Consider the following 23,865-nt stretch of genomic DNA (forward strand, 5'->3'; position numbering starts at 1 on the left):
CTCCCCACAGGAACACCCGCAACATGACTTTCAGCCTTCAGCAACATGGCATCAGCGTGGCAAAGGTGCTGCGCAACCCCTCCCCGGCAGTCCTTTATGAAGAGGCCCTGGCCCACGAACACGGCTCCGCCATCTCCGCCACCGGCGCCCTCATCGCCAAGTCCGGCGCCAAGACCGGACGTAGCCCCAAGGACAAGCGCGTGGTCCAGCATGACCACATCAACGACGATGTCTGGTGGGGGTCCGTCAACGTCGGCCTGGAAGCCGGCAGTTTCGACAGCCTGCGCACCCAGGCGGTGGACCATCTCAATACCTGCAGCCGCCTGTATGTCATCGACGGCTTTGCCGGCTGGGATCCCCGCTATCGCATCCGCATCCGGGTGATCTGCGAGCGGGCCTACCACGCCCTGTTCATGCAGAACATGCTGATCCGCCCCACCGCGGAGGAACTGGACAGCTACGGCGAGCCGGACTACGTGATCTACAACGCCGGCCGTGCCGCCGCCGACACCGGCATCCCCGGTGTGAAGAACAGCACCAGCGTGAGCCTGTGCTTTGATCGGCGCGAGTTCGTGATCCTGGGCACCGAATACGCCGGCGAGATGAAGAAGGGCGTGTTCACCATCATGAACTACATCATGCCCAAGCAGAACGTGCTCTCCATGCACTGCTCCGCCAACGAGGGCAAGGACGGCGACGTTTCCATCTTCTTCGGCTTGTCCGGCACCGGCAAGACCACCCTCTCGGCCGATCCGGACCGTGCCCTGATCGGTGACGACGAGCACTGCTGGAGCGACGAGGGGGTCTTCAACATCGAGGGCGGCTGCTATGCCAAGGCCATCAACCTGGACCCGAAGGCAGAGCCGGAAATCTTCAATGCCATCCGTTTCGGTGCCGTGCTGGAAAACGTGGTCTATGACCGGGACACCCGGGAAGTGAACTACGAAGACGGCACCATCACCGAAAACACCCGCTGCTCCTACCCGGTGGAATTCATTCCCAATGCCAAGATCCCCTGCACCGGTGGGCACCCGAGCCACGTGATCTTCCTCACCTGCGACGCCTTCAGCGTGCTGCCGCCGGTCAGCCGGCTGACCCCGGCCCAGGCCATGTACCACTTCATCAGCGGTTACACCGCCAAGGTGGCGGGCACCGAAATGGGCGTGACCGAACCGGAGGCCACCTTCTCCGCCTGCTTCGGCGCGCCCTTCCTGGTCTGGCACCCGACCCGCTACGCGGCACTGCTGGCGGAACGCATCCGCCGACATGACGTGCGCGTGTGGATGGTGAACACCGGCTGGAGCGGCGGCCCCTACGGCGTCGGCAAGCGCATGAGCATCGCCCACACCCGGGCCATCATCGATGCCATCCATGACGGTTCGCTGGACCAGGTGGAGACGGTGCAGGATCCCATCTTCGGGGTGCACATCCCGGTGTCCTGCCCCAACGTGCCGGACGAGGTGCTGGTGCCTTCCAACACCTGGCAGGACCCGCAGGCCTATCAGGAAACGGCCCGCAAGCTGGCCCGTCTGTTCCACGAGAATTTCAAGACCTACGCGGATCAGGCCAGCCCGGAACTGCTGGCGGCGGCACCGCGGGTGGAGTGAGTCTTTTTCCTCCCCTCACCCCAACCCCTCTCCCACAAGGGGAGAGGGGCTACCGCAGGAAAGCCCGCAACCGCACCACCGCCTGCTCCAGCACCGGCAGATCCCGGGTGTAGGCAAACCGCACATGGGAGCGGGCTAGGTGGTCGCCAAAATCCAGTCCGGGGGTGATGGCCACCCCCGCCACTTCCAGACAACGCTCCGCCAGGGCAAAGCTGTCCTCGCCGAAGGCGGTGCTATCCCCGTAGAGGTAGAAGGCACCACGAGGCGTCGCCGGTACCTTCAGGCCCAACTCCCGCAGGGCCGGCAACAGGAAATCCCGCCGTGCTCGAAAGGCATCCCTCCTGGCCTCCAGGATCTCCATGCAGGCCGGGGTGAAGGCGGCCAGGGCCGCATGCTGGGCCGGCGTGGAAGCGGCCAGGAACAGGTTCTGGGCCAGCTTGTCCAGCTCCCGCACACAGTCCCGGGGCGCCACCACCCAGCCCAGGCGCCAGCCGGTCATGCCGAAGAATTTGGAGAAGCTGTTGATGACGAACAGGTCCTCGGACAGGGCCGCCGCGGTGCCGTTCTCCCCTTCATACACCAACCCCTGATAGATCTCGTCCACGATCAGGGCGCCCCCCCGACCCTGGGTGAAGTCCAGCAGCTCGGACAGCAAGGCCCGGTCCGCCAGGGTGCCGGTGGGATTGGACGGGGTGGCCACCATGGCCGCCACGGTTCGCTCCGACCAGTGCCGGGCCAGGTGGGCCGCCGTGAGCTGGTAATCCGTCTCCGGCCCCACCGGCACCGATACCGCCTCGCCTTCAAAGGTGCGGACAAAATGACGATTGCAGGGGTAACCCGGATCGGTCATCACCACCTGGTCACCGGGATTGAGCAGGATCCCCATCACCAGCAGCAAGGCACCCGACGCCCCCGGGGTGATCACGATGCGCTCGGGGGCCACGTCCGCGCCCAGGACATCCTGGTAGTAGCGGGCGATGGCCTCCCGCAGGGCGGGCAGGCCGGTGGCCGGGGTGTAATGGGTGTGTCCCGCCTGCAGGGCGCGGATACCGGCCTCCACGATGGGGGCCGGGGTCTGAAAATCCGGTTCGCCGATCTCCAGATGGACGATATCCCGTCCCTGAGCTTCCAGACGCCGGGCGCGGGCCAGCAGGTCCATGACATGAAAGGGCTGGATGTGGGCCATCCGCCGGGCGATGGGGCGTGCGGGAGACATGGCGACGTCAGGACACCTCGGGCCGCATGTGGGGGAACAACAGCACATCACGGATGGAGGGTGAATCGGTGAACAGCATCACCAGCCGGTCGATGCCGATCCCCTCCCCCGCCGTCGGCGGCAGGCCGTGTTCCAGGGCCCGCAGGTAATCGGCATCAAAGTGCATGGCCTCGTCGTCACCGGCCTCTTTCTCCGCCACCTGGCGCCGGAAACGCTCCGCCTGGTCCTCGTAGTCGTTGAGCTCGGAGAAGCCGTTGGCGATCTCCCGGCCACCGACGAAGAATTCGAAACGGTCGGTGACGAAGGGGTCGTCGTCGTTGCGCCTCGCCAGGGGTGACACCTCGGTGGGATAGGCGGTGATGAAGGTGGGGTCCTTGAGCCGGGGTTCCACCGTCTTCTCGAAGATCTCGATCCACACCTTGCCCAGACCGTAACTGTCCTTGAGGGGGATGCCCAGTTGCCGGGCCACCTCGCGGGCACGGGCCTCGTCGTCCAGGTCGGCGGCCGAGAGCGCCGGATTGAAATGCAGGATGGCGTCCTTGACGGTCATGCGGGCAAAGGGTTGGCCGAAGTCATAGGTATCGCCCTGGTAGTTCACCAACGTGGTGCCCAGCACGTCCCGGGCCAGGGTGCGCAGCAGGTCTTCCGTCAGATCCATGAGCTCATGGTAGGTCACGTAGGCCTCGTAGAACTCCAGCATGGTGAATTCGGGGTTGTGCCGGGTGGAGAGCCCCTCGTTGCGGAAGTTGCGGTTGATCTCGTAGACCTTTTCGAAACCGCCCACCACCAGGCGCTTGAGGTACAGCTCCGGGGCAATGCGCAGGAACAACTGCATGTCCAGGGCATTGTGATGGGTGGCAAAGGGCCGGGCGGTGGCACCGCCGGGGATGGCCTGCATCATGGGGGTTTCCACTTCCAGGAACCCACGACGGTTCAGGTAATCACGGATCGCCTGGATGATGCGGGTGCGGACCCGGAAGGTCTCCCGCACCGGCTCGTTCATGATCAGGTCCACGTAACGCTGGCGGTAGCGGGTTTCCATGTCCGACAGGCCGTGGAACTTCTCCGGCAGGGGCCGCAGGGACTTGGTCAGCAGACGCAGGCTATCCACCTGCACCGACAGCTCGCCGGTCTTGGTCTTGAAGAGGGTTCCCTCCGCGCCCAGGATGTCTCCCAGATCCCAGGACTTGAAGTCCTGGTACACCCCTTCCGGCAGGGCATCCCGCTGCACGAAGAGCTGGATACGCCCGGACATGTCCTGCACCTGGGCAAAGCTGGCCTTGCCCATGACCCGTTTGGCCATCATGCGACCGGCCACGGATACCCGCACCGGGGCTTCCTCGAAGAAGGCATCGTCCCGCGCGTCGTATTCGGCGTGGAGTTCACCGGCCATGACGTTGCGACGGAAGTCGTTGGGGAAGGCGATGCCGCCTTCACGCAGACGGCCCAGCTTCTCCCGGCGCTGGGCAATCAGCTTGTTTTCGTCCTGGGTCTGGTCGTTCATTGGCTTGATCGGGTCCTGATGGGAATGCAGTGCGTGAAACGGCGGCTCAAAGCCCGCTCTTGAGGCTGGCTTCGATGAAGGGGTCCAGATCACCGTCCAGCACGGCCTGGGTGTTGCCCACTTCCACGCCGGTGCGCAGGTCCTTGATGCGGGACTGGTCCAGCACATAGGAACGGATCTGGCTACCCCAGCCGATGTCGGCCTTATTGTCTTCCATGGCCTGCTTCTCGGCGTTGCGCTTTTGCAGCTCCAGCTCATAGAGCTTGGCCTTGAGCTGCTTCATGGCCGTGTCCTTGTTCTTGTGCTGGGAACGGTCGTTCTGGCAGGCCGCCACCACGCCGGTGGGCACATGGGTGATACGCACGGCGGACTCGGTCCGGTTCACGTGCTGACCGCCGGCGCCGCTGGCACGGTAGACGTCGATACGCAGGTCCGCCGGATTGATCTCGATGTCGATGTCGTCATCCACTTCCGGGGACACGAACACCGAGGTAAAGGAGGTATGACGGCGGTTGCCGGAGTCAAAGGGGGACTTTCGCACCAGACGGTGGACGCCGGTTTCGGTGCGCAGCCAGCCGAAGGCATAGGGGCCGTCAAAGCGGATGGTGGCACTCTTGATGCCCGCCACGTCCCCTTCGGAGACTTCCATCAGTTCGGTCTTGAAGCCGCGACGCTCACCCCAGCGCAGGTACATGCGCAGCAGCATCTCCGCCCAGTCCTGGGCCTCGGTGCCGCCGGAGCCTGCCTGGATGTCGAGGAAGGCGGCGCAGCCGTCCATCTCGCCGGCGAACATGCGCTGGAACTCCAGCTCGCCCACCTGTTGTTCAAACCGTTCCAGATCGGCCTCGACGGTCTGGACGGTGTCCTCGTCGTTCTCTTCCTGGGCCAGTTCCAGCAGCTCGCGGGTCTCGCTCAGGCTATCGGTGAGGGTGGCCAGGTTGCCGACCACATGGTCCAGCTGGGCACGCTCGCGCCCCAGGGACTGGGCTTTTTCGGGGTCGTTCCAGATGTTGGGGTCTTCCAGTTCCCGACTGACTTCTTCCAGGCGCTCGCGCTTGGCATCGAAGTCAAAGATACCCCCTCAGGGCTTCCACACGCCCTTGCAGATCCTTGATTTGGGAAAACAGCGGGTTGAGTTCCAGCATCGCTCGGCCTTTCAACGCGGATGTGAATGGGGAAAAGCCGGATATTGTAGCAGAGGCCGCCGGAGGACGGGGGGAGACGCCTTACCCTCATCCCGCCCCTTCTCCCCGGTGGGGAGAAGGGAGTATCCGTGGTTGAACCTGGGTGCTTTGATGCTAACGCAGGTAGTCGAACAGGGACAGGCGCTGGACCTGCACATAGGTCTGCTGGGCCGCCTGCAGACTCACCTGTTGCAGGCTGAATCGGCTGATGGCCTCGGCATAGTCCAGGTCGCGGATCTGGGACAATGTGGTCTCCAGCTGCAGGATCTGCTCGGCGTTGAGATTCTCCTGGGTTTCCACGCCGTTGAGCCGGGCGCCCAGGGTGGCCTGGATGTCCAGGATCCGGCCCAGGCTCTGATCCAGTTCGGTCAGCTTGTCACCCACGCCCCCGGCGGCCTGAAATGCGGCGGGATCTTCCAGAGTCAGGATCAGCTTGCCGATCTCCTCGAACAACGCCGTGTTGGATGCACCGTCACCGAACACCTCGCCGCCGGGGTTACCCAGATTGACCCGGCGCACGGGACTGATGTCCACCTCCCGGCTCATGTCCGCGCCGGAATAGGCGTAGTTACCGGCATCAATGTCGACATCAAACGGCCTGGCATCCGAGGCATATCCCGAGAAGATATATTCCCCGTTGGCATCCCGGGCATTGGCCAGATCCACCAGACCTGCCAGCACCTGGCGCATCTCGGCGGCGATGTAACGCCGGGTTTCGTCGGTCTCGGTGCCGTTGTTGGCCCGCACGGTCAGTTCCCGGATACGCTGCAGACCGTCGGTAACCCCTCCCAGGGTACTTTCCGTCAGTCGCAGACGCTGCTCGGCCAGGGTGGCGTTGCGCTGGTACTGCTCGGTGCGCTCGATGCTGCTCTCGAACTTGAGGGTCTGCACGCTGCCGCTGGGATCATCGGACGGCCGCAGGATACGTCGACCGGTACTGAGCTGGTTCTGGGTCTTGGCCAGTTCCTGCTGCCGGCGCTGAATGACATCAATGCCATTCTGGAACATCTGACTGGTGGATATGCGCATGACTAACGCCTCACTGCCCCGATGAGGGTATCGAACAGGGTGTTGGTGATGGCAATGATCTGGGCCGACGCCTGGTAGGCCTGCTGATAGCGCAGCAGGTTGGCGGCTTCTTCATCCAGGTTCACGCCGGACACGCTTTCCCGCTGGGCCTTGGCATCCGCCAGCAGCCGCTCCTGGGCCAGGGAGGCCACCTCGGCCTGGCGGGTTCTCGTACCGATCCTGCCCACCAGTCCATCATAGGCCCCTTCCAGGGAGGTGGTACCGCCATTGAGGAAGTTGGTGGTCTGAACCTTCGCCAATGCCAGGGCATTGCGGTTGTCGCCGACGCCGCCCGGCTGGCCGGCCGCCGCGATCTCCTCGGGGTTCTTGATGGTCACGGCAATGTCCGCCGAGGCATTGCGGGTGGGACGGATGAGGAAACTGTCTCCAGCGGACCCCGAGGCAGGCATGGTGATGACCAGACCGTCCACCTTGATCTCATCCCCCGCGCCGTAACTCCCCAATTTCCGACCATCCGACACGCGGGTCAGATGCCACTCGCCGCCTTCATGGGTCAACCGATAGTCGCTGGCCTTGAGTTGCCCCCACTGACTCGGATCGGTATCGAAAGTCACCGTGGGATTGGGACCCGGGACCCCCTTGCCCGGCAATACTTCCGGAGTCGGCACTTTGAAAAACGCCTTGTCCGTCTCACCCAGCAGATCGTAACCTTGCCGATGCTGGTCATTGAACGCCAGGGCAAGCCCCACCGCCACCCGACCCAACTCGTTGTGCGCCACATCCAGCACGTTGTTGCGGACTTCCAGCAGTCCTCCCAGCTGCCCACCCGTCATCTGACGGGTGATATCGACGGCCTTGTCTCCCGTGCCGAGCCGGATTTCCAGGGGCATGCCGGGGGTGGAAGGCACCGCGTTCAGGGGCGTTGCCCGGTCTCCCAGGACCACCCCCTGCCCGCGCCCGATGAAGACATTCATCGCCCCATCGTCCTGCTCGACCGTGGTCACATCCACATAACCCGACAGTTCCAGGATCAGCTGATCCCGCTTGTCCAGGAGATCGTTGGGTGGCTGTCCTCGCCCCTGGGCACTGACGATCTGGGCGTTCAGGCGGGCAAGGGCTTCGGTGATGTTGTTGATTTCCTGCACCGAGTCGCCGATCTGACCATCGACGATGAACTGCTGGTCCTGGAATCGCTGATGCAGAAAATTGAACCGGTCGACCAGAGATTCGGCTTCCGACAGCAATACGGTGCGGTTGGCGCTGGAGGTGGGATCATTCGCCACGCCCTGCACCGCGGAAAAGAAGTTCTGCAGGGCGGGGGCCAGGCCCACGGAGGGATCCGCCACCAGATTGTCCACCCGGCTCAGGGAGTCATGAAGCGTGTCGTAGTAGCGACTGGTGGAGGTGGTGTTGCGCAGTTGGGTCTGGATGAATTCGTCATACATGCGGCGGATGGTCGTGCCCTGCACGCCGTTGCCGATATAACCGGCGCCCGTGAACCCCGCCGGCCGGGTGGCCACTTCCGCGCGCTGACGGCTGTAGCCTTCCGTGTTGACGTTGGCAATGTTATGCCCCGTGGTATTCAATGCCCGCTGGGCGGTGTTGAGTCCCGAGGTCGCAATATTGAATAGTCCGCCGCCGCTCATGACAGCCTCCCGGCGAACCACTTTGCCTGATACTCGATGAAATGCTTAAACATGGTGTTTCCCTCCATCAGGATGTCGGCGGCAAGGTGCCGGACTTGAGCGTGGCCAGGATGTCACTCAAGGTACCCCGCTCCAGGATATTAAGGATCTTGTCGGCATAGGCCGGGTCGGTGGCATAACCGGCCGCCTGCAGGCCCCTCACATAGGCCTCCGCGTCCCCCGCCACTTCCAGGGCCTGGCGATAGCGGGGATTGGTCTGCAGGAAATTCACATAATCGGCAAAGCTTTCCGCCAGGCTGCCGTAGGAGCGAAAGGCCGCCCGCTGCAATTCAGGGACATCATTCACATACTCCAGGGTCTGCACATGGGCCCGATCCCCCTCCCAGCGGCGGTCGGCCTTGATGCCGAACAGATTGTGACTGCTGCGGCCATCACCATGCCGGATGACGTGGCGCCCCCAGCCGGTCTCCAGGGCGGACTGGGCCACCAGCACCTCGGGGGCCACCCCGAGGGCCTTGGCGGCGCGCTGGGCGTGGGGCCAGAGGTCCCGGATGAATTCTTGCGGAGAACCCGGCGACCAGGGACCGTCGGCCGTCGTTACATCACCCGCTCGGGCGGCCCTCGCGGCATCCTTCACCGTCGCTGCCTCGGGCGCCTTCGAGGCATCCGTCATGGCGGCTGCTTCGATTGCCGAGCGCATCACCGGAATCCGGTGCACGGGCATGTTCAGCACTCCCGTCGACATCGACCCGGCATCGGCGCCGATGCCCGTCAGCTCACGCATGACCTGCTCCCGCAGACCGATGCCGTTGCCCCGGGCCATGTCCAGGGCGATCTGCTGATCGAACATGCCCTGGAAGAAACGGGTGTGCTCGCCGGTGAGCCCACCATCCGTGGGCATGGCGGCCCGCATGCTCTTGAGCATCTGCTGGATGAACAGGGCCTCGAACTGACGCGCCACCTCGTCCGACGCCTCCGCGGACCCGGACTGGGTACGGGCACGCAGTTCCGCCAGACCGTGCATGTCGGTGTAGTGGTAACTGTCGGCGATGTGGCTGGTCATGTGCGCTCCCCCCCGTCAGATGACGATCAGCTCGGCGCGCAGGGCGCCGGCCTCGCGCAAAGCTTCCAGGATGGAGACCAGATCACCGGGAGCCGCGCCTACCTGATTCACGGCCCGGACGATTTCGTCCAGGGTCACGCCGGGATTGAACAGGAACATGCGGCTGTCTTCTTCCGTCACCTCGATATCCGTTTGCGGCGTCACCACCGTCTCGCCCTGCCCGAAGGGGGCAGGCTGGGTGACCTGGGCACGTTCGGTGATGGTCACCGTCATGCTGCCGTGGGACACCGCCGCCGGCATCACCCGTACATTGCTGCCGATCACCACCGTGCCGGTGCGGGAGTTGACGATCACCTTGGCCGGCGGCTCACCGGGCTGGACCCGCAGGTTTTCCAGCACCGAGATGAAGGACACTCGCTGCCCCGGATCCCGCGGGGCGCTGACCCGTACCGAGGAACCGTCCATCGGCCGGGCGGTTCCGGGTCCCATGGCATCATTGATGGCATCACTCAGGCGATTGGCGGTGGTGAAGTCGTGGCGGTGCAGATTCAGGGTGACGTGATCCCCCTGGGCAAAGGCCGAGGGCACCTCGCGCTCCACCGTGGCACCGTTGGGAATGCGGCCCACGCTGGGGACATTCACGCTGACCCGGGAGCCATCGGCGCCGGCCACGCCGAAGCCGCCCACGATCAGATTGCCCTGGGCAATGGCATAGGTCTGGCCATCCGCCCCCTTGAGCGGGGTCATGAGCAGGGTGCCGCCCCGCAGGCTACCGGCGTTGCCGATGGAAGATACCGTGACGTCGATGGTCTGGCCCTGCTTGGCAAAGGGCGGCAGGTCGGCATGGATCATCACCGCCGCCACGTTGCGCAACTGGGGATTGACGTTGGGCGGCACGGTGACACCCAGCTGACCCAGCATGTTCTTGAGGCTTTGCACCGTGAACGGTGCCTGGGTGGTCTGGTCGCCGGTGCCGTCCAGACCCACGACAAGGCCGTACCCCACCAGCTGGTTGCTTCGGACGCCGGCCACCGAGGCCATATCCTTGACACGCTCCGCCGCGCCCGCGCCGGAGGGGAGGATCAGGGACAGCACCAGCAGTGTCACGGCCCAGACGATCAGTACTGTACGTATGTTGTTAGACATGGCGCGGCACTCCTAGAAAGGCCACACGGGGCTGTTGAAGAATCGGCTCAACCAGCCCTGGCGGTTGCTGTCGGCCAGGGCACCCCGCCCCCCATAGGCCACCTGGGCAGAGGCCACCTGGGTGGAAAGGATGGTGTTGTCGGCGCGGATGTCCACGGGTCGGACGATTCCCCTTAGCCGGATGTACTCCTCGCCCTGGTTGATCTTCAGCCACTTCTCTCCCTGTACCACCAGGTTGCCGTTGGGCAGCACCTCCGACACCATCACGGTGATGGAGCCGTCCAGCCGGTTGCTCTGGGAAGCATTGCCCTGGCCGTCGAAATCCCGGTTGCCACTGATCTCGGTGTTGAGCAGGGGACGCCCGTTGTGGGTGACCGGCCGCCCCAGGATGGTGGGGTTGGCCATGCTCACACTGGACTCCTTGCTGGTGGAGGTACTGGCCGACTTGCTGGCCTGGGTCCGCTCCGCCAGCAGTACCGTGAGGACATCCCCCACCTGGCGAGCCTTGTAGTCGGCAAACAGGCCCTGCACCGCGGTGGGCTGGAAGATGGCGCCGTTATTGTGTTCCGGCGGTATGGGCATGGGCGGCATGACGGTGGCGAAGTTGGGATTGTCGCCCCGCTCCACCGGCTTCACCGTGGCGCAGCCGCTCATGACCACCAGAAGACATGCCAGGGGCAGGCCCGCAAGGGCAAGCGGCGGCCGCATTGGAGTTTTCAGGTTTCGGGTGTTCATGATGGGCTACCTTCGGTCATGAATCGGGCCGGGATCACAGATTGTTGTTGATGTACTGCATCATCTGGTCGGAGGTGGAAATGGCCTTGGAATTGATCTCGTAGGCCCGCTGGGTCTCGATCATGTTCACCAGCTCCTCGGCGATGTTCACGTTGGAACTCTCCAGGGAGCCTTGCATCAGACGGCCCAGACCGTCCTGGCCGGGATTGCCCTGCTGGGGCGCGCCGCTGGCGGCGGTTTCGATGAACAGGTTCTGGCCGATGGGCTGCAGGCCGGCGGGATTGATGAAGTCGGCCAGCTGGATGTTGCCCACTTCCACCGGGGCATTTTCCTGGCCGGCCAGGGTGACGCTGACGATACCGTCCTGGCTGACGGTGATGCTGGTGGCGCCTTCCGGAATGAAGATGCCCGGCTGCAGCTCAAAGCCGTTGGACATGACCACCTGACCATCGGCATTGAGCTGGAAGCTGCCGTCCCGGGTATAGGCGATGTTGCCCTCGGGAGTCAGGATCTCGAAGAACCCCCGCCCCTGAACGGAGATGTCCAAGGCATTGTCGGTCTGGATATGGTTGCCCTGAGTGAAGATCTTGTCGGTGGCCACGGTGCGCACCCCTACCCCGGTCATCAGACCGGTGGGCAGCTGATTGTTCTGCGCCGCCTGGGCACCCGGCTGGCGCACGGTCTGGTAGATCAGATCCTCGAACGAGGCGCGCCCCTTCTTGAAGCCCGTGGTATTCACGTTGGCCAGGTTGTTGGAGACCACCGACATGCGGGTCTGCTGGGCATCCAGCCCGGTCTTGGCAATCCAGAGTGCTTGATTCATGATCTTGTCCTCCTGCTAGGCATGGCCGGCCGATCAGGACATGCGCAACAGCTGGGCGCTGCTGCGATCCAGGTCTTCGGCGGTCTTCATGAGCTTCACGTAGGTTTCGTAATTCCGTGCCAGCTCGATCATGTTGACCATGGCTTCCACGGTGTTGACGTTGCTGCCTTCGAGCATCCCGGAGGTCAGTGAAACGGCGGCATCGGCCGGCTCCTCCTGGCCGTCTCCCCGACGGAACAGGCCGTCCTCGCCCCGCGCCAGTGCCTCCAGGGGCGGATTGACCAACTTCACTCGTCCCACTTCGGCCAGGACGTTGGCCTCCTGGCCGAGGGGCCGGATGCTGATGGTGCCGTCACCGCCGACGAGAATGGTCTCGAAGGGCGGGATGGCGATGGGCCCGTCCTCGCCCAGCACCGGCAGGTCATCACCGGTGGTGAGCAGGCCCACGTTGTTCACCTTGAAATTGCCTGCCCGGGTGTAGGCCTCGGTACCGTCCATGGCCTGAACCGCAATCCAGCCGTCACCCTGCACCGCCACGTCCAGATCCCGGCCGGTAGCGATCTGCGGACCGTGGGTGAAGTCCGCCTCCACGGCCTGAAGCTGGGCATAGTCCCGGCTGTCGAACACCGGCCCCCGCAAGGGATGGTTGGTGAACATCTCCAGGCTCTTGCGAAACCCGGTGGTGTTGGCATTGGCCAGGTTGTGGGTGTTGACCTGCTGGGAGTGCGCGGCCTCCCGGGCGCCGGTCATGGCGATGTAGAGCATGCGGTCCATCAGTCGTTACCTCCGTTAACGGATGTTGATGATGGTCTGCGTCAGGGTGTCGGCGGTGCTGATCACCTGGGCATTGGCCTGGAAGTTGCGCTGGGCGGTGATGAGCTTGACCAGCTGATCGGCGATGTTGACGTTGGCCGCCTCATAGGCACCGCCCTGGACCAGTCCAAAATTGGATTCACCACCGCGGCCCAGAAGGGGCTCGCCAGAGGCGGCCGTCACTACCCAATTAGTACCCCCCACCGGCTGCAAGCCTTGCGGGTTATCAAAATTAGCCAAGGCGACCTGCCCCAAGGAGCGATTGGCACCATTGGAGTATCTCGCAAAGATAGTTCCATCAGAATCCACATCAACACTTACAAGCTGCCCTGCTGTGTAGCCATCCTGACGTAATGCGGCAACACTAAAACGGCTTCCATATTGTGTGGTGTCACCAAAATCGACAGTTATTTCAAGGTCGTCCGCACCATTTGGTGGATCTGCATAATTGATCTCCAACTCACCGCTTGCAAGCGTGCCATCATTATTAAAGACCAGAGTGTCATTACCTACGATTGCCAAGGTTCCATCGGGCTCCCTTATGGCGGCAACAACCTCCCAAGTTTTATTCTCAGGGGGATCCTCACGTCTGAAAAAAAGTGTGACTGCACGCGCTGATCCAAGAGAGTCATAAATCGTCAGAGATGTTGAGTAATTGTAGGTTTCCGGATCCTCTGGATCGATGGGACCATCAACAGGCTCCGCATCTGAACTCAAGTTCATGAGTGCATTGATGGCCGTAGTAGGCTGGGGTTCGGAATCACCGATGGTAAGCTGCATTGACTGCAACAGGTTTCCACCTTCAGGCGGATATCCCTGCAAGCGCTGTCCGGCCGAGTTGACAATAAAACCGTCCTTGTCGACTTGAAACTGACCGGCCCTAGTGTACTCGGTTATTCCGTCACGATCTAAAATAAAGAATCCTTGGCCGTTGATGGCAAGATCCAGGTTATTGTCACTGAAATTCAGGTCTCCCTGAGTGAACTGCTGGGTCACGGACGCCAGGTTGACGCCGCTCCCGGTGGCGGTCTTGGAGACCCCGGTGTAGGACAATGCGAACACGTCCGCGAACTCGGCACGGGAGCGCTTGAAGCCCGCCGTGGAGGAGTTGGCAATGTTATGACCCGTCACCTGCAGATCCGATGAGGCCGCGTTCAGACCGGTCAGACCGATGTTGAATGATGGCATGGTATAACCCTCAGTTTATTGGCTTGTTTCTAAAGACACGTCTCAACCGATCTGCCGGACCGTGGCCAGGTCGATCTCACCGAAGCCTTCAACGATCAGCGTGATTCCCCCGCCGGCTTGCCCTGTACGGACGCTGTCCACCCGGGCATTGAGCAGGGTCTGGGGCTGGCTGGTCTGGCCATCCAGCTGAGCCTCGGCACGAAACTCATACACCCCCGGTGGTGCCCGCTCGCCTTCCGTGGTGATGCCGTCCCAGACGAAGGATTTCATACCGCTCCCCTGCCCACCCATGGGGATGCGACGCACCAGCACCCCCGCCTCGTTGTACACATTCACCGTCAAGTCATTGGCGGAGGATTTCAGATCCACTCCGCCGCGGATGCCTCCCTCGTCACCCAGCACCGCCAGATCCACCGGAATCAGTACCTCGCGATCCACCAGGGCGGCGGCCTGCAGGGTCTGGTTGGCCTGCATGGCCTGGGCAATGCCTTCAAAGGATTTCTGCAACTCACCGATCCCGTTGACCGTGCCGAACTGGGCGATCTGGCCCAGAAAATCACCACTTTCCATAGGTTCGAAGGGATCCTGGTTCTGCAACTGGGTGATCATCAGCTTGAAGAAATCCGCCTGTCCCAATTCGTCCCGGCTGGATTCCTTTTTCTGTCCGGCGGCCGAGGTCAGGCCCAGACTGGCTAGGGTGTTGGCATCAATGACGCTCATGGTTCATCCCTCCTATGACTGGCCCAGTTGCAGGGTTCGCAATAGCAATTGCTTGGTGGTATTCATCACTTCCACGTTGTTCTCGTAGCTACGGGACGCGGAAATCATGTTGGCCATCTCGTCCACCAGATTGACGTTGGGCATGTAGACATACCCCTGTTCATTGGCCAGCGGATGATGGGGCTCATATTTCACGAAGGGCTCGGCCTGGCTCTCGACGATGCCGGCCACCCGTACCGGAGAAGTGGACGCACTGCCGCCGAACTGGTCCATCACGGTCTGGAACACCGGCTGCTTGGAGCGGTAGGCCTGCTCGGGGGTGGTGCTGGCCACCTGGGCATTGGCCATGTTGCTGGCGATGGTATTCAAACGTACCGACTGGGCGCTCAGCGCCGAACCGGAGACGTCGAAGATCTTGAACATGTTGCTCATGACTTAATCTCCCGGCCTATTCGCCTTTGAGGGCCGTGCGCAGGCCGCTGAATTTCTTGCTGAGAAAATCCAGGCTGGCCTGATACTGCACGGTATTTTCGGCAAAGGCCGCCTGCTCCAGCTGGGGGTCCACCGTATTGCCGTCCAGGGACGGCTGGGTGGGCACCCGGTAGAGCGGCTCGTCCAGAGCCTGACCCGAGGCATCAGTGGCAATATGGGCGGCGTGGGTAAGGCGCAGGCCCAGGGCATCGGGCTGATGCGCACGACTGAGCACCTGGCGAAAATCCAGGTCCCGTGCCTTGTAGTTGGGGGTGTCGGAATTGGCGATGTTGGAGGCGAGCAACTCCAGGCGCTTTGAGCGCACCTGCAGCGCATCGCCGTGGATACCAATGGCCCTGTCTATGGAAAGTGGCATGGACTCGACCTCAAGAAATGTTCCTGAAGGTCGAAAATGCAATCAGCGTGCCATAAAAGAAAGTCTCGTTATTTTAGAGACTTAAGGGAAAGGCACCCGGAATCGGAGAGGCTGTCACGGCAAGATACCGCCGTTCGCAAGATCCCGACCCATGGAGCGGGTCGGGTTATTGACGCCTGTGCTTTCAGCGCAGGCGATATACAACGCCCGGATTGCAACGCACCATTTCAAAGGCGTCGGAATAATTGGCCATGGACTCGGAGGCCCCCAGGAAAAGATAACCACCCGGATTGAGAATCTGGGAGATACGCTTGAGAATCAGCTTCTTGGAGTCAATGGAAAAGTAGATCAGGACATTGCGACAGAACACCACATCAAAACGCCCCAACAGGGTGTAGCTGTCCATGAGATTGAATTCACGGAAGGTAGCACGGGCCTTGATGTCGGGCCGGAGGGACCAGCGATCGCCATTCTGCACGAAGAAACGTTGGCGTCGCTCAAGGGACAGGCCGCGGGCGACGGCCAGGGAATCGTAGCTGGCCTCGCGCGCTTCCTTGAGCACCGCGCCGGAGATGTCCGTGCCCAGGATCTGCACATCCCGCAGGCTGCCGGGGCGGGATTGCTGGTATTCACTGAACCCCATGCTGATGGAATAGGCTTCCTGTCCGGATGAGCAGGCGGCAGACCAGATGCGCGGGGCGTATCCCGCCCCCTTCTGCTTTGCCAGTTCCGGATAGATCTGGTTCTTGAGGATCTCAAAGGGAAACACGTCCCGAAACCAGTAGGTTTCGTTGGTGGTCATGGCCTCGATCATCCGCTCTCGCAGCCCGGGATTCCGCCCCAGCTTGAGCTGCCTGAGCAGCTCGCTCACGGAAGAAACCGAGAACTCGCCCATGAGCCGCGACAGGCGGCTGTTCACCAGATAGTGCTTGTTTTCCCCCAGGACCAGTCCACAGGACTTCTCCAGAAACAGCCTGAAATCCTCGTAATCCTGAGATTCGATAGGGCCTGACAAGGTGGTTTCCTGTTATGGATCAATCTTTCGTTATAGGGCTCAAGCCATCGAAAAGCGCAACGGATGGCACCCACAGTATACCCTCGAGAGTCCCCAAAGGGGGCAATGGCACACTGCCGTTCAAGGGGAACGCAATGACCGCCGGGCGGCATGATCCTGCCGGCCGCGCTTATATATCATTCCACGGCATCATCCGCCTGCAGGTATCCCAACACGACCTCCGCCAGTTCATCCGGACTGAACTTGGGCAGAAAACGGTTGGCTCCCGCCCTGCGGACCAGGGTCTCATTGAAGGTTCCGCTCAGGGAGGAATGCAGCACCACGTGGAGTTTCGACAAGGCCGGCTCCTTGCGGATGGTGGAGGACAGCGTGTAACCATCCATCTCTGGCATCTCGATATCCGAGATCACCATCCCGATCTGTTGCTCGATGGGGCCCTGGGCAGCCAGTTCCATCAACTTGTCCAGCGCCTGCCTGCCGTCGTTCACCACCACGGATTCCACGCCCATCTGGGTCAGGGCGCGCACGATCTGCCTGCGCGCCACCGCGGAGTCGTCAGCGACCAGGGCACGGCGTACCTTGCCCCCTTCCTGAATGTTGGACAACAGCGAGTCACTGACGTCCCTTGCCGGACCGGTGATCATCTCCAGCACCTTTTCCACGTCGATGATCTCCACCAGACGATTATCGACCTGGGTCACGGCCGTCAGGAAACTGTCCTTGTGCGTGCCCCGGGGAGGTGGATGAATCTGATCCCAGTTGAGGTTGATGATGCGATCCACCGACGCCACCAGAAGCCCCTGCACGGAACGGTTGAACTCCGTGAGAATGACGAAGGACCCGCTCTCCCTGGAGGGAACCGGGGGCATGCCCAGTGCCTGGGCCAGATCGACCACGGACACCGTCTTGCCACGCAACGTGGCCACGCCGCGGATGATGGGGTGGGCGCTGGGAAGCCGGCTCAAGGCGGGACAGGTGATGACCTCGCGTACCTTGAATACATTGATGGCAAACAACTGACGGGTGCCCAGAGTGAAGAGGAGCAGTTCCAGACGATTCTGCCCCACCATTTGGGTCCGACGATCGACGTCATCCAGCAAGCTGCTCATCAGGCTCTCCCGCGGGTATCAGCAGATCATACCTGCTCATTCAGGAGTATGATCGGCTCCGACAAAGATTTCTTGAAATTTTTCTGGCCCTCATCTTGCACAATATCTCCCCAGGGACATCATGCGCCACAGATCCGGCGCTTCTTGAAATACCCCCGGGTATAGGTGATGAACCATCCAGCGAGGTAGCATTAAGATGTTTTTCAGCTTCCGCAAGTGCCGCAACGGGATCCTCCTAAGTTTGTTCGCGGGTGTGCTGATCTGCGCCCCCACCAATCTCATGGCGGTCGAAACGCAGTCGCACGACAGTATTTTGACGGCTGCAGGCGCGTTCCTCGGTCAACAGGCACGCGCCCATCACGGCGAGCATGTGGATGTGCGTATCAACCGGGGTTCACTAGACCCGCGTCTGCGACTCAGGGCGTGTGACGGGCCACTGGAAACCTTCCTGCCTCCGGGCACCAGGATGACCGGTCATACCACCGTGGGCATTCGCTGCACCACCCCTTCGCCCTGGAGCCTTTTCGTGCCCATGCAGATTGTCGTCCGTGGCGAGGTCGTGGTTCTGGAAAGAGCCCTGCCTCGAGGCACCCTGATCTCCGAGGGCGACATCCGGCTCGAGTTGCGTGACCTGGGCAGCATGCACGGTGGCTATCTCACCGACCCCACGGCGGTCACCAACATGGTCCTCAGACGAGCCTTGCCCGCCGGTACTGCCCTGAGCCCCCAGATGGTCGAGCCCCAGCGACTGGTGCAGCGAGGGCAGAAAGTCATGCTGGTGGCGCAAAATACCGCCATCTCCGTGCGCATGGAGGGACAGGCGCTCGCGGACGGCGCCTATGGTGACTGGGTTCAGGTTCGCAATCTGTCCTCCCGGCGCATTGTGGAAGGTCGAGTGCTGTCAGCCGGGGTGGTGGGTGTTAGTATGTGAGTCAAATTGCACTGACTGCCCCTACTACCCCTAAAGAAACCCGCGAATCGGCCGATACGATTTCTAAGAAGTGGCCGTTCAGTGCACGCGAGGAACGCAATATGTCCATCGACATCAAGAATTTAACCCAGACTCAGCCGCGCAGCGCCGGGGAGAGCCGTGGTGCCTCCGACGTGGCCAAAGGCGCGCGCTCGGGCGGTGGCACGGGATTTTCCGGTCCGGTGGGCGACAAGGTCACCCTGACCGAAACCGCCAGGCGTCTGAGCACGCTGGAGCAGAACGTCAGGGCACAGCCCTCCGTCGATCAGGAAAAGGTGGAAGCTATCCGCCAGGCCATCCAGGAAGGGCGGTATGAGGTCAACGCCGAGTCCGTGGCCAACAAGATCCTGAAGACTGAAGACCTGTTCTAGCCATGAACATGCGCTCGTTTCCGGAGCAACTGGATCAGATTCTGACCCATTCGGTGCGGGAGGCCTCTGCCCTGGAACATGCCCTGCAACTGGAAGGACAGGCCCTGAGCACCCGGGACCTGGAAACCCTCAATCTGGCCATCGTTCAAAAACAGCAACAGGTTGAGCGGCTGGAACAACTGACCCGTGATCAGGGTGCCCTTCTCAAGCGGGAGGGCTATGAGAACAATGCCCAGGGCATGGCCCACTGCCTGCGCGACTGGGACGCCGAAGGTGTCCTGGCGCCTATCTGGGACCGACTGGTGGATGTCATGGCGCGCTGCCGGCAACTGAACCTTGCCAACGGCGGTGTGGTGGAAACCAAGCGACGCCATGTGGAACAGGCGTTGCACATCCTGCGAGGCGAGGAAGCCCACACCGAGCTGTACGGCCCCCGAGGACAGGCGACCTCTGCCGGAGCAAATTCCCGCACTATCACCAAAGCCTGACCACTACCCGGACGACATCGCAGCCCCTTGCGCCCGCACGAAAGAGCTGATTCTTTTCCAGACTGTGCTAGCCTCAGTGTAGGCTCCGGAAAAAACATATTCCCGGAGATCTTGGAGCGCGGAGGGTTCGGCCATGAATCAACCCAGCAATCAAGCACTGGTAACCGCTTGCCCACTCATACCTGGAGCGCGGGGCATCCCCATCATGAGACAAGAGAGTGTTGGCACCCTGCTCCGGGATCTTGAAGCACGCCGCGCCTCCATCAGCATACGTTTTGGCCAGGATCAGGAGTTCTATCACAGCACCCTGAACCGCATGGACCCATCGCGCGGCTGGCTTTTCCTGAGTCAATTGACCCCTTACCAGGGCAATCTGCGCATGGCTACCGGGCAGCAGATCCACATGTACGCGGTATTCAATGAGTCCTGCCTGCACTTCCGGGCCGAGGTACTTCACTCCGGGGAGCACGACGGCGAGGCCTTCCACGTGGTCTCCATTCCCACCGAACTGGACAGTGAGCAGAAACGCACCCATTTCCGTGCTCCGATGGATGGCGCCTCGAGCATTCCCGTGACCTTAGTGGACAGGGACGGACGCCAGTTCATCGGCAGTCTGGTGGATATATCACTGGGTGGACTGCGTGCCGTATTCCCGCTCAAGACCCCCATCCATGCCAAGGATCTCCTGACCCTCAGCAAACTCGCCTTTTCGGACATCGAACTTGTCCAGTGCGGCATTCAGGTCCGCTTTGCTTCCGACGACAGGGAAACAGGCGCGAGATTGGTCGGAGGGAGGTTTTATGACCTTTCCCAGGCGGACGAACAGGCATTGCTGCGGACCCTGCTCCTCATGGAACGGGAAAGGGTTCACCAAGGTGAGCCGGAACACAGAATCTTTCATCCCCCCGGGCAGTAGTAGAAAGTCCGTGAAGAATGACGATCGCCTCTCCTGCAGGGCCACGCCCTGTGGGAACTTGGTCTGGGGACGAGAAAGAGAAGCCTGGCGAGGAAACGGACGTACTGGATATAAGACGCGGTAGATATAAAAAAGGAAGGTAGAGGTGCCTGAAGACTCGTATGGCATCGGCCTCTGCAAAGTCACGATGCGACATACTGTTCCGAGTGATTCAGGCTACCTCTACCCGCACTGCAATACTGCAACTGCAAAGACCTTCTTAGTAGAAGGGTCTCCACAGGAACACCAGGAAGTGAGCAGCAGCAGCAATCACCATGAACACGGTGAAGGTGGTCTTGAACTGCTCGTGGAATTCCTTGGCTTGTTCTTCGCTCAGGCCGGAGATGCTGTCATTCATGATCTATATCCTCTCTCGTTACTCAGAAGCTTCAACAGCGCTGGCGTCGAAGGTCAGCGGGTTGTAGTTGTCGTTGGAGTACACAAAAGCGTGCACAGCCAGAGCGACGACGAGAACGGCCATCAGAATGGGCATCAGCCAGGTGCCGGGATTGACCACCAGCCACAGCTTCCAATCGTCTTTGGGATTGCTCGGCTTGCTCGGTCTGTATTCACTCATTGAATTGCCCTCTTGGTTTTATAACCTTGGCCATCATGATGATGACCAGGATGTTTGCAACCACCATTTCTTCAAACGGCCCGGTTGCTTCAAAGTGCCCTTAAACCATTCGCCCAAGTATCAGTAAATCAACTTTACATGACGCATGAAGCGAAAGCTCCCTGATCGGGTTTTATAATTCCGCGTCGGCCCGGGGAAACTTCAGAAACCGGATACCGCTGCGGCATGGATGTAATTCTACGTTGACAGGCTTAAATGTCAAGGCAGCCTGCCACTCTCGGAAAATATTTCATAAAAATAAATAAAAACAATAAAAACAATAACTTAAAACACAAAAACCCAGGTGTGAGCTACCTCTAGACTGCAGGCGCCGGATCTTTTAGTGACACAGATCAGTTTTATAGATACCGACTTTTCATCGCTTTCAAACGGCTTCATGTCAAAGATTTTTCAGTGCAATATGCCCCTACTGAAAATCTAAATAGAACCCCCCTGAAAGCCTTTTTCAGACTTTGTGAGCCATGAAGCGGGAGGCCATATAGACCAGAGGGAAAACGAGCCTGGCAGGTCACGAAAATCGCCCTCGGGGAAAGACTGTCATCGATACCGAACAAAACCGCCCAGAAGACAAAAAAACGGCCGGCGATTTCTCGCCGGCCGTTTTCACCCATACTGAAAATCCAGATCAGCTAATCAGGCAACTTCTTCAGCCTGCACAGTGGTCACATCGCTGCGCAGCGGGTTGTAGTCGTCATTGGCATACACGAAGGCGTGCACAGCCAGGGCCACCACCAGAACGGCCATCAGGATCGGCATCAGCCAAGTGCCGGGGTTGACCACCAGCCACAGCTTCCAGTCGTCGGCGGGGTTGCTGGGCCGCTTTGCTCTATATTCGCTCATTGAAATCACCCTATCAATTAGTTTCGAACTGACACTCACTCTAAAGTGACACGGGATTACCGTGCACCGGTACCGTTCTTAGTAGAACGGTCTCCAGACATAGACGAGGAAGTGAGCAGCAGCGGCCAGAGCCATGAACACGGTGAAGGTGGTCTTGAACTGCTCGTGGAATTCCTTGGCCTGCTCTTCGGTAAGACCGGAAATGCTCTGCACGTATTCGTCGGACATTCAAAGACCCTCCATAGGGTTTGCTGTGACTACTCGAATTCATCGACTCCAGCAGCGGTATTCGCTTCGTAGCCCTGAATCCGGGCTTCAATTCCCTGCCTTGAGTCTGGCTATAAGTCTACGCTGACACATTTCCATGTCAACGGGGGAGAACAGAGTTTCGGAGCAAATGCGACGCTGCCGTTGACCGGGGTCAAGTTTTTCGCCTCCCCTCCTCTCCCCGTTCATAAACCGGAACGGGGAGAGGAGGATAAAGGTTTCAAACCGGCCTCAGACAGTCGGGAAATCGGTCATACCGAACTTACCCTGTGGACCGGTGGCAGGCGGCTCTTCCTTGGCACGCAGCAGAGGAATCATCACCACCAGCACGGCCAGCAGCAAGGCGATCTCCAGATAGTAGACCGCCAGGTATCCGGTGGCCGGCGCCGCCAGGGTCTCTCCCAGCCAGCCGTTGCCCGTGATCCAGCCAACCAGGTCACGGATGGCACCACCCAGGAAAATGGCGCCACCAGCGGCAGTGGCCTGCACCGCACCCCAGGCACCCACCGCCATGCCGCTTTGCTCATTGCGGGCAAACCCCATCATGGCCAGCAGGGTGGAGACTGCAAACAACCCGCCGCCAAAGCCGATCAGGAAGGCACCGACACGGAACACAATGGTGGAGTCCATCGGTACGGCGATCACGACCACGATGAAGGCCAGAACGCCGACTGCGGCCCCCACGGTGGCAATCCTGTAGCAATTGGCGCCGCGGGTCAGCAACCTTGCCGCCAGTGCAAACGCGATCAGCATGCCGGTGGCCCATGTGGCAGTCAGGGTGGTGGTGGCCGCCACCGACATGCCCAGGATCTCGCCGCCGTAGGGTTCCAGCAGGATGTCCTGCATGTTGAACCCGGCGGTTCCCAGGGCGATCACCACCAGCAGGCGGCGAATATGCCCGATGCCGCTGAAGGATCGCCAAGCCTCCATGAAGGGAACACCGGGCTCATGCCTGGCCTTGGCCCGCTGCTGATTGATGGTCTCCTGCTTCCACAGGGCCGCCAGGTTCAGCAGGATGGTCAGCACGGCCACGCCCTGCAGCACTTCGATCAGACGCCCCGGCGTGTAATCGGTCAACAGGAAACCGAAGACGGAGGACGCCAGCACCATGCCCAGCAGCAGCACCACGTACAGCAATGCCACGACACGGGGACGCTGCTCGGGAGCCGCCAGGTCCGTGGCCAGGGCCAGACCGGCGGTCTGGGTCATATGCATGCCCGCCCCCACCAGCAGGAAGGCGATGGCGGCCGACAGCGGCCCCAGGAAGGCCGGTCCGCTGCCGTCCGCCAGTACCAGCAGGGCAAAGGGCATGATGGCCAGGCCGCTGAACTGCAACAGTGTCCCCATCCACAGATAGGGCACCCTCCGCCAGCCGAAAGCGGAGCGGTGATTGTCTGATCGATGCCCCATCAACGCCCGCAAGGGCGCGAACAACAGGGGCAACGACACCATCAAGGCCACGATCCAGGCAGAGACCCCCTGCTCCACCACCATGACCCGGTTCAGGGTCCCGGTGAGCAGTACCATGGACATGGCCACGGCCACCTGGAACAGGGCCAGACGTAATAGCCGCGGCAGCGGCAACTCCTTGGTGGCCGCATCGGCAAACGGCAGGATCTTGGTGCCGAACCGACCGAGCAGCCCCATGAAAGCACCGGATACACCCTTGCTCATCACCAGGACTCCCCGTAG

26 protein-coding genes are annotated in these 23,865 nt (G+C 61.3%); 5 read left to right on the forward strand and 21 right to left on the reverse strand.

Annotated elements, in window-relative coordinates:
• Positions 1–23 precede the first annotated feature (23 nt).
• Positions 24–1,607, forward strand: coding sequence for a phosphoenolpyruvate carboxykinase (ATP) (gene pckA, locus ECTPHS_RS05520; protein ID WP_008931707.1), 1,584 nt, complete (start codon positions 24–26; stop codon positions 1,605–1,607).
• Positions 1,608–1,656: 49 nt separating this feature from the next.
• On the opposite strand, the gene ECTPHS_RS05525 is transcribed toward pckA, so the two are convergent.
• From ECTPHS_RS05525 to ECTPHS_RS05600, 16 genes are all read right to left on the reverse strand, one after another.
• The gene (locus ECTPHS_RS05525) at positions 1,657–2,823 is read right to left on the reverse strand and encodes a pyridoxal phosphate-dependent aminotransferase (protein ID WP_008931708.1); all 1,167 of its coding nucleotides are present in this window, start codon (positions 2,821–2,823) and stop codon (positions 1,657–1,659) included.
• Positions 2,824–2,830: 7 nt separating this feature from the next.
• Complete coding sequence (lysS, locus tag ECTPHS_RS05530) at positions 2,831–4,327, reverse strand: lysine--tRNA ligase (protein WP_008931709.1); 1,497 nt, start codon at positions 4,325–4,327, stop codon at positions 2,831–2,833.
• 46 nt (positions 4,328–4,373) lie between these two features.
• Positions 4,374–5,472, reverse strand: a protein-coding gene (gene prfB / locus ECTPHS_RS05535) for a peptide chain release factor 2 (protein ID WP_141565269.1) whose coding sequence is annotated in 2 segments (ribosomal slippage) — positions 4,374–5,396 and positions 5,398–5,472 — 1,098 coding nt in all. Because the reading frame shifts where the segments join, the coding sequence is not laid out codon by codon here.
• 153 nt (positions 5,473–5,625) lie between these two features.
• Positions 5,626–6,540 (reverse strand): flagellar hook-associated protein FlgL, encoded by a 915-nt coding sequence (flgL, locus tag ECTPHS_RS05540; RefSeq protein WP_008931712.1) that lies wholly within the window; start codon positions 6,538–6,540, stop codon positions 5,626–5,628.
• A 2-nt stretch (positions 6,541–6,542) separates the two neighbouring features.
• Positions 6,543–8,186 carry a flagellar hook-associated protein FlgK gene (gene flgK / locus ECTPHS_RS05545; protein ID WP_008931713.1) on the reverse strand — a complete coding sequence of 548 codons (1,644 nt, stop codon included), beginning with the start codon at positions 8,184–8,186 and terminating at the stop codon, positions 6,543–6,545.
• Between the two features lie 67 nt (positions 8,187–8,253).
• Positions 8,254–9,249 carry a flagellar assembly peptidoglycan hydrolase FlgJ gene (flgJ, locus tag ECTPHS_RS05550; RefSeq protein ID WP_008931714.1) on the reverse strand — a complete coding sequence of 332 codons (996 nt, stop codon included), beginning with the start codon at positions 9,247–9,249 and terminating at the stop codon, positions 8,254–8,256.
• 15 nt (positions 9,250–9,264) lie between these two features.
• Complete coding sequence (locus tag ECTPHS_RS05555; RefSeq protein WP_008931715.1) at positions 9,265–10,395, reverse strand: flagellar basal body P-ring protein FlgI; 1,131 nt, start codon at positions 10,393–10,395, stop codon at positions 9,265–9,267.
• Between the two features lie 12 nt (positions 10,396–10,407).
• The gene (flgH, locus tag ECTPHS_RS05560) at positions 10,408–11,103 is read right to left on the reverse strand and encodes a flagellar basal body L-ring protein FlgH (protein WP_008931716.1); all 696 of its coding nucleotides are present in this window, start codon (positions 11,101–11,103) and stop codon (positions 10,408–10,410) included.
• A gap of 61 nt (positions 11,104–11,164) precedes the next feature.
• The gene (gene flgG, locus ECTPHS_RS05565; protein WP_008931717.1) at positions 11,165–11,953 is read right to left on the reverse strand and encodes a flagellar basal-body rod protein FlgG; all 789 of its coding nucleotides are present in this window, start codon (positions 11,951–11,953) and stop codon (positions 11,165–11,167) included.
• 33 nt (positions 11,954–11,986) lie between these two features.
• Positions 11,987–12,727 carry a flagellar basal body rod protein FlgF gene (locus ECTPHS_RS05570; RefSeq protein ID WP_008931718.1) on the reverse strand — a complete coding sequence of 247 codons (741 nt, stop codon included), beginning with the start codon at positions 12,725–12,727 and terminating at the stop codon, positions 11,987–11,989.
• 15 nt (positions 12,728–12,742) lie between these two features.
• The gene (flgE, locus tag ECTPHS_RS05575) at positions 12,743–13,954 is read right to left on the reverse strand and encodes a flagellar hook protein FlgE (protein WP_008931719.1); all 1,212 of its coding nucleotides are present in this window, start codon (positions 13,952–13,954) and stop codon (positions 12,743–12,745) included.
• 42 nt (positions 13,955–13,996) lie between these two features.
• On the reverse strand, positions 13,997–14,674 hold the full coding sequence (locus tag ECTPHS_RS05580; protein ID WP_008931720.1) for a flagellar hook assembly protein FlgD: 678 nt from the start codon (positions 14,672–14,674) through the stop codon (positions 13,997–13,999).
• 12 nt (positions 14,675–14,686) lie between these two features.
• On the reverse strand, positions 14,687–15,106 hold the full coding sequence (gene flgC / locus ECTPHS_RS05585; RefSeq protein WP_008931721.1) for a flagellar basal body rod protein FlgC: 420 nt from the start codon (positions 15,104–15,106) through the stop codon (positions 14,687–14,689).
• Positions 15,107–15,122: 16 nt separating this feature from the next.
• A complete protein-coding gene (gene flgB, locus ECTPHS_RS05590) occupies positions 15,123–15,521 on the reverse strand; it encodes a flagellar basal body rod protein FlgB (protein WP_008931722.1) in 399 nt (132 codons plus the stop codon).
• 184 nt (positions 15,522–15,705) lie between these two features.
• A complete protein-coding gene (locus ECTPHS_RS05595) occupies positions 15,706–16,536 on the reverse strand; it encodes a protein-glutamate O-methyltransferase CheR (RefSeq protein WP_008931723.1) in 831 nt (276 codons plus the stop codon).
• A gap of 176 nt (positions 16,537–16,712) precedes the next feature.
• Positions 16,713–17,645: a chemotaxis protein gene (locus ECTPHS_RS05600; protein ID WP_008931724.1), complete on the reverse strand. Its 933-nt coding sequence runs from the start codon at positions 17,643–17,645 to the stop codon at positions 16,713–16,715.
• Positions 17,646–17,925: 280 nt separating this feature from the next.
• On the opposite strand from ECTPHS_RS05600, the gene flgA reads away from it, so the two are divergent.
• The 4 genes from flgA (at position 17,926) to ECTPHS_RS05620 (ending at position 20,390) form a co-directional block, all read left to right on the forward strand.
• Complete coding sequence (gene flgA, locus ECTPHS_RS05605; protein ID WP_040405261.1) at positions 17,926–18,576, forward strand: flagellar basal body P-ring formation chaperone FlgA; 651 nt, start codon at positions 17,926–17,928, stop codon at positions 18,574–18,576.
• 101 nt (positions 18,577–18,677) lie between these two features.
• Complete coding sequence (gene flgM / locus ECTPHS_RS05610) at positions 18,678–18,986, forward strand: flagellar biosynthesis anti-sigma factor FlgM (RefSeq protein WP_008931726.1); 309 nt, start codon at positions 18,678–18,680, stop codon at positions 18,984–18,986.
• Between the two features lie 2 nt (positions 18,987–18,988).
• Positions 18,989–19,474: a flagella synthesis protein FlgN gene (locus ECTPHS_RS05615; protein ID WP_008931727.1), complete on the forward strand. Its 486-nt coding sequence runs from the start codon at positions 18,989–18,991 to the stop codon at positions 19,472–19,474.
• A 205-nt stretch (positions 19,475–19,679) separates the two neighbouring features.
• Positions 19,680–20,390 (forward strand): flagellar brake protein, encoded by a 711-nt coding sequence (locus ECTPHS_RS05620; RefSeq protein WP_008931728.1) that lies wholly within the window; start codon positions 19,680–19,682, stop codon positions 20,388–20,390.
• A 259-nt stretch (positions 20,391–20,649) separates the two neighbouring features.
• Here ECTPHS_RS05620 and pufB (ECTPHS_RS05625) read toward each other — a convergent pair whose 3' ends face one another.
• The 5 genes from pufB (ECTPHS_RS05625) to ECTPHS_RS05645 form a co-directional block, all read right to left on the reverse strand.
• On the reverse strand, positions 20,650–20,787 hold the full coding sequence (gene pufB / locus ECTPHS_RS05625; RefSeq protein WP_008931729.1) for a light-harvesting antenna LH1, beta subunit: 138 nt from the start codon (positions 20,785–20,787) through the stop codon (positions 20,650–20,652).
• An 18-nt stretch (positions 20,788–20,805) separates the two neighbouring features.
• Entirely contained in the window at positions 20,806–21,006 is a 201-nt protein-coding gene (pufA, locus tag ECTPHS_RS05630) for a light-harvesting antenna LH1, alpha subunit (RefSeq protein ID WP_008931730.1), read from the reverse strand.
• Between the two features lie 693 nt (positions 21,007–21,699).
• On the reverse strand, positions 21,700–21,906 hold the full coding sequence (gene pufA / locus ECTPHS_RS05635; protein ID WP_008931731.1) for a light-harvesting antenna LH1, alpha subunit: 207 nt from the start codon (positions 21,904–21,906) through the stop codon (positions 21,700–21,702).
• 78 nt (positions 21,907–21,984) lie between these two features.
• Positions 21,985–22,134: a light-harvesting antenna LH1, beta subunit gene (gene pufB / locus ECTPHS_RS05640; RefSeq protein ID WP_008931732.1), complete on the reverse strand. Its 150-nt coding sequence runs from the start codon at positions 22,132–22,134 to the stop codon at positions 21,985–21,987.
• 270 nt (positions 22,135–22,404) lie between these two features.
• Entirely contained in the window at positions 22,405–23,847 is a 1,443-nt protein-coding gene (locus tag ECTPHS_RS05645) for a BCD family MFS transporter (RefSeq protein WP_008931733.1), read from the reverse strand.
• Positions 23,848–23,865: the final 18 nt, after the last annotated feature.

This window comes from Ectothiorhodospira sp. PHS-1, assembly GCF_000225005.1.
Classification (GTDB): Bacteria; Pseudomonadota; Gammaproteobacteria; order Ectothiorhodospirales; family Ectothiorhodospiraceae; genus Ectothiorhodospira.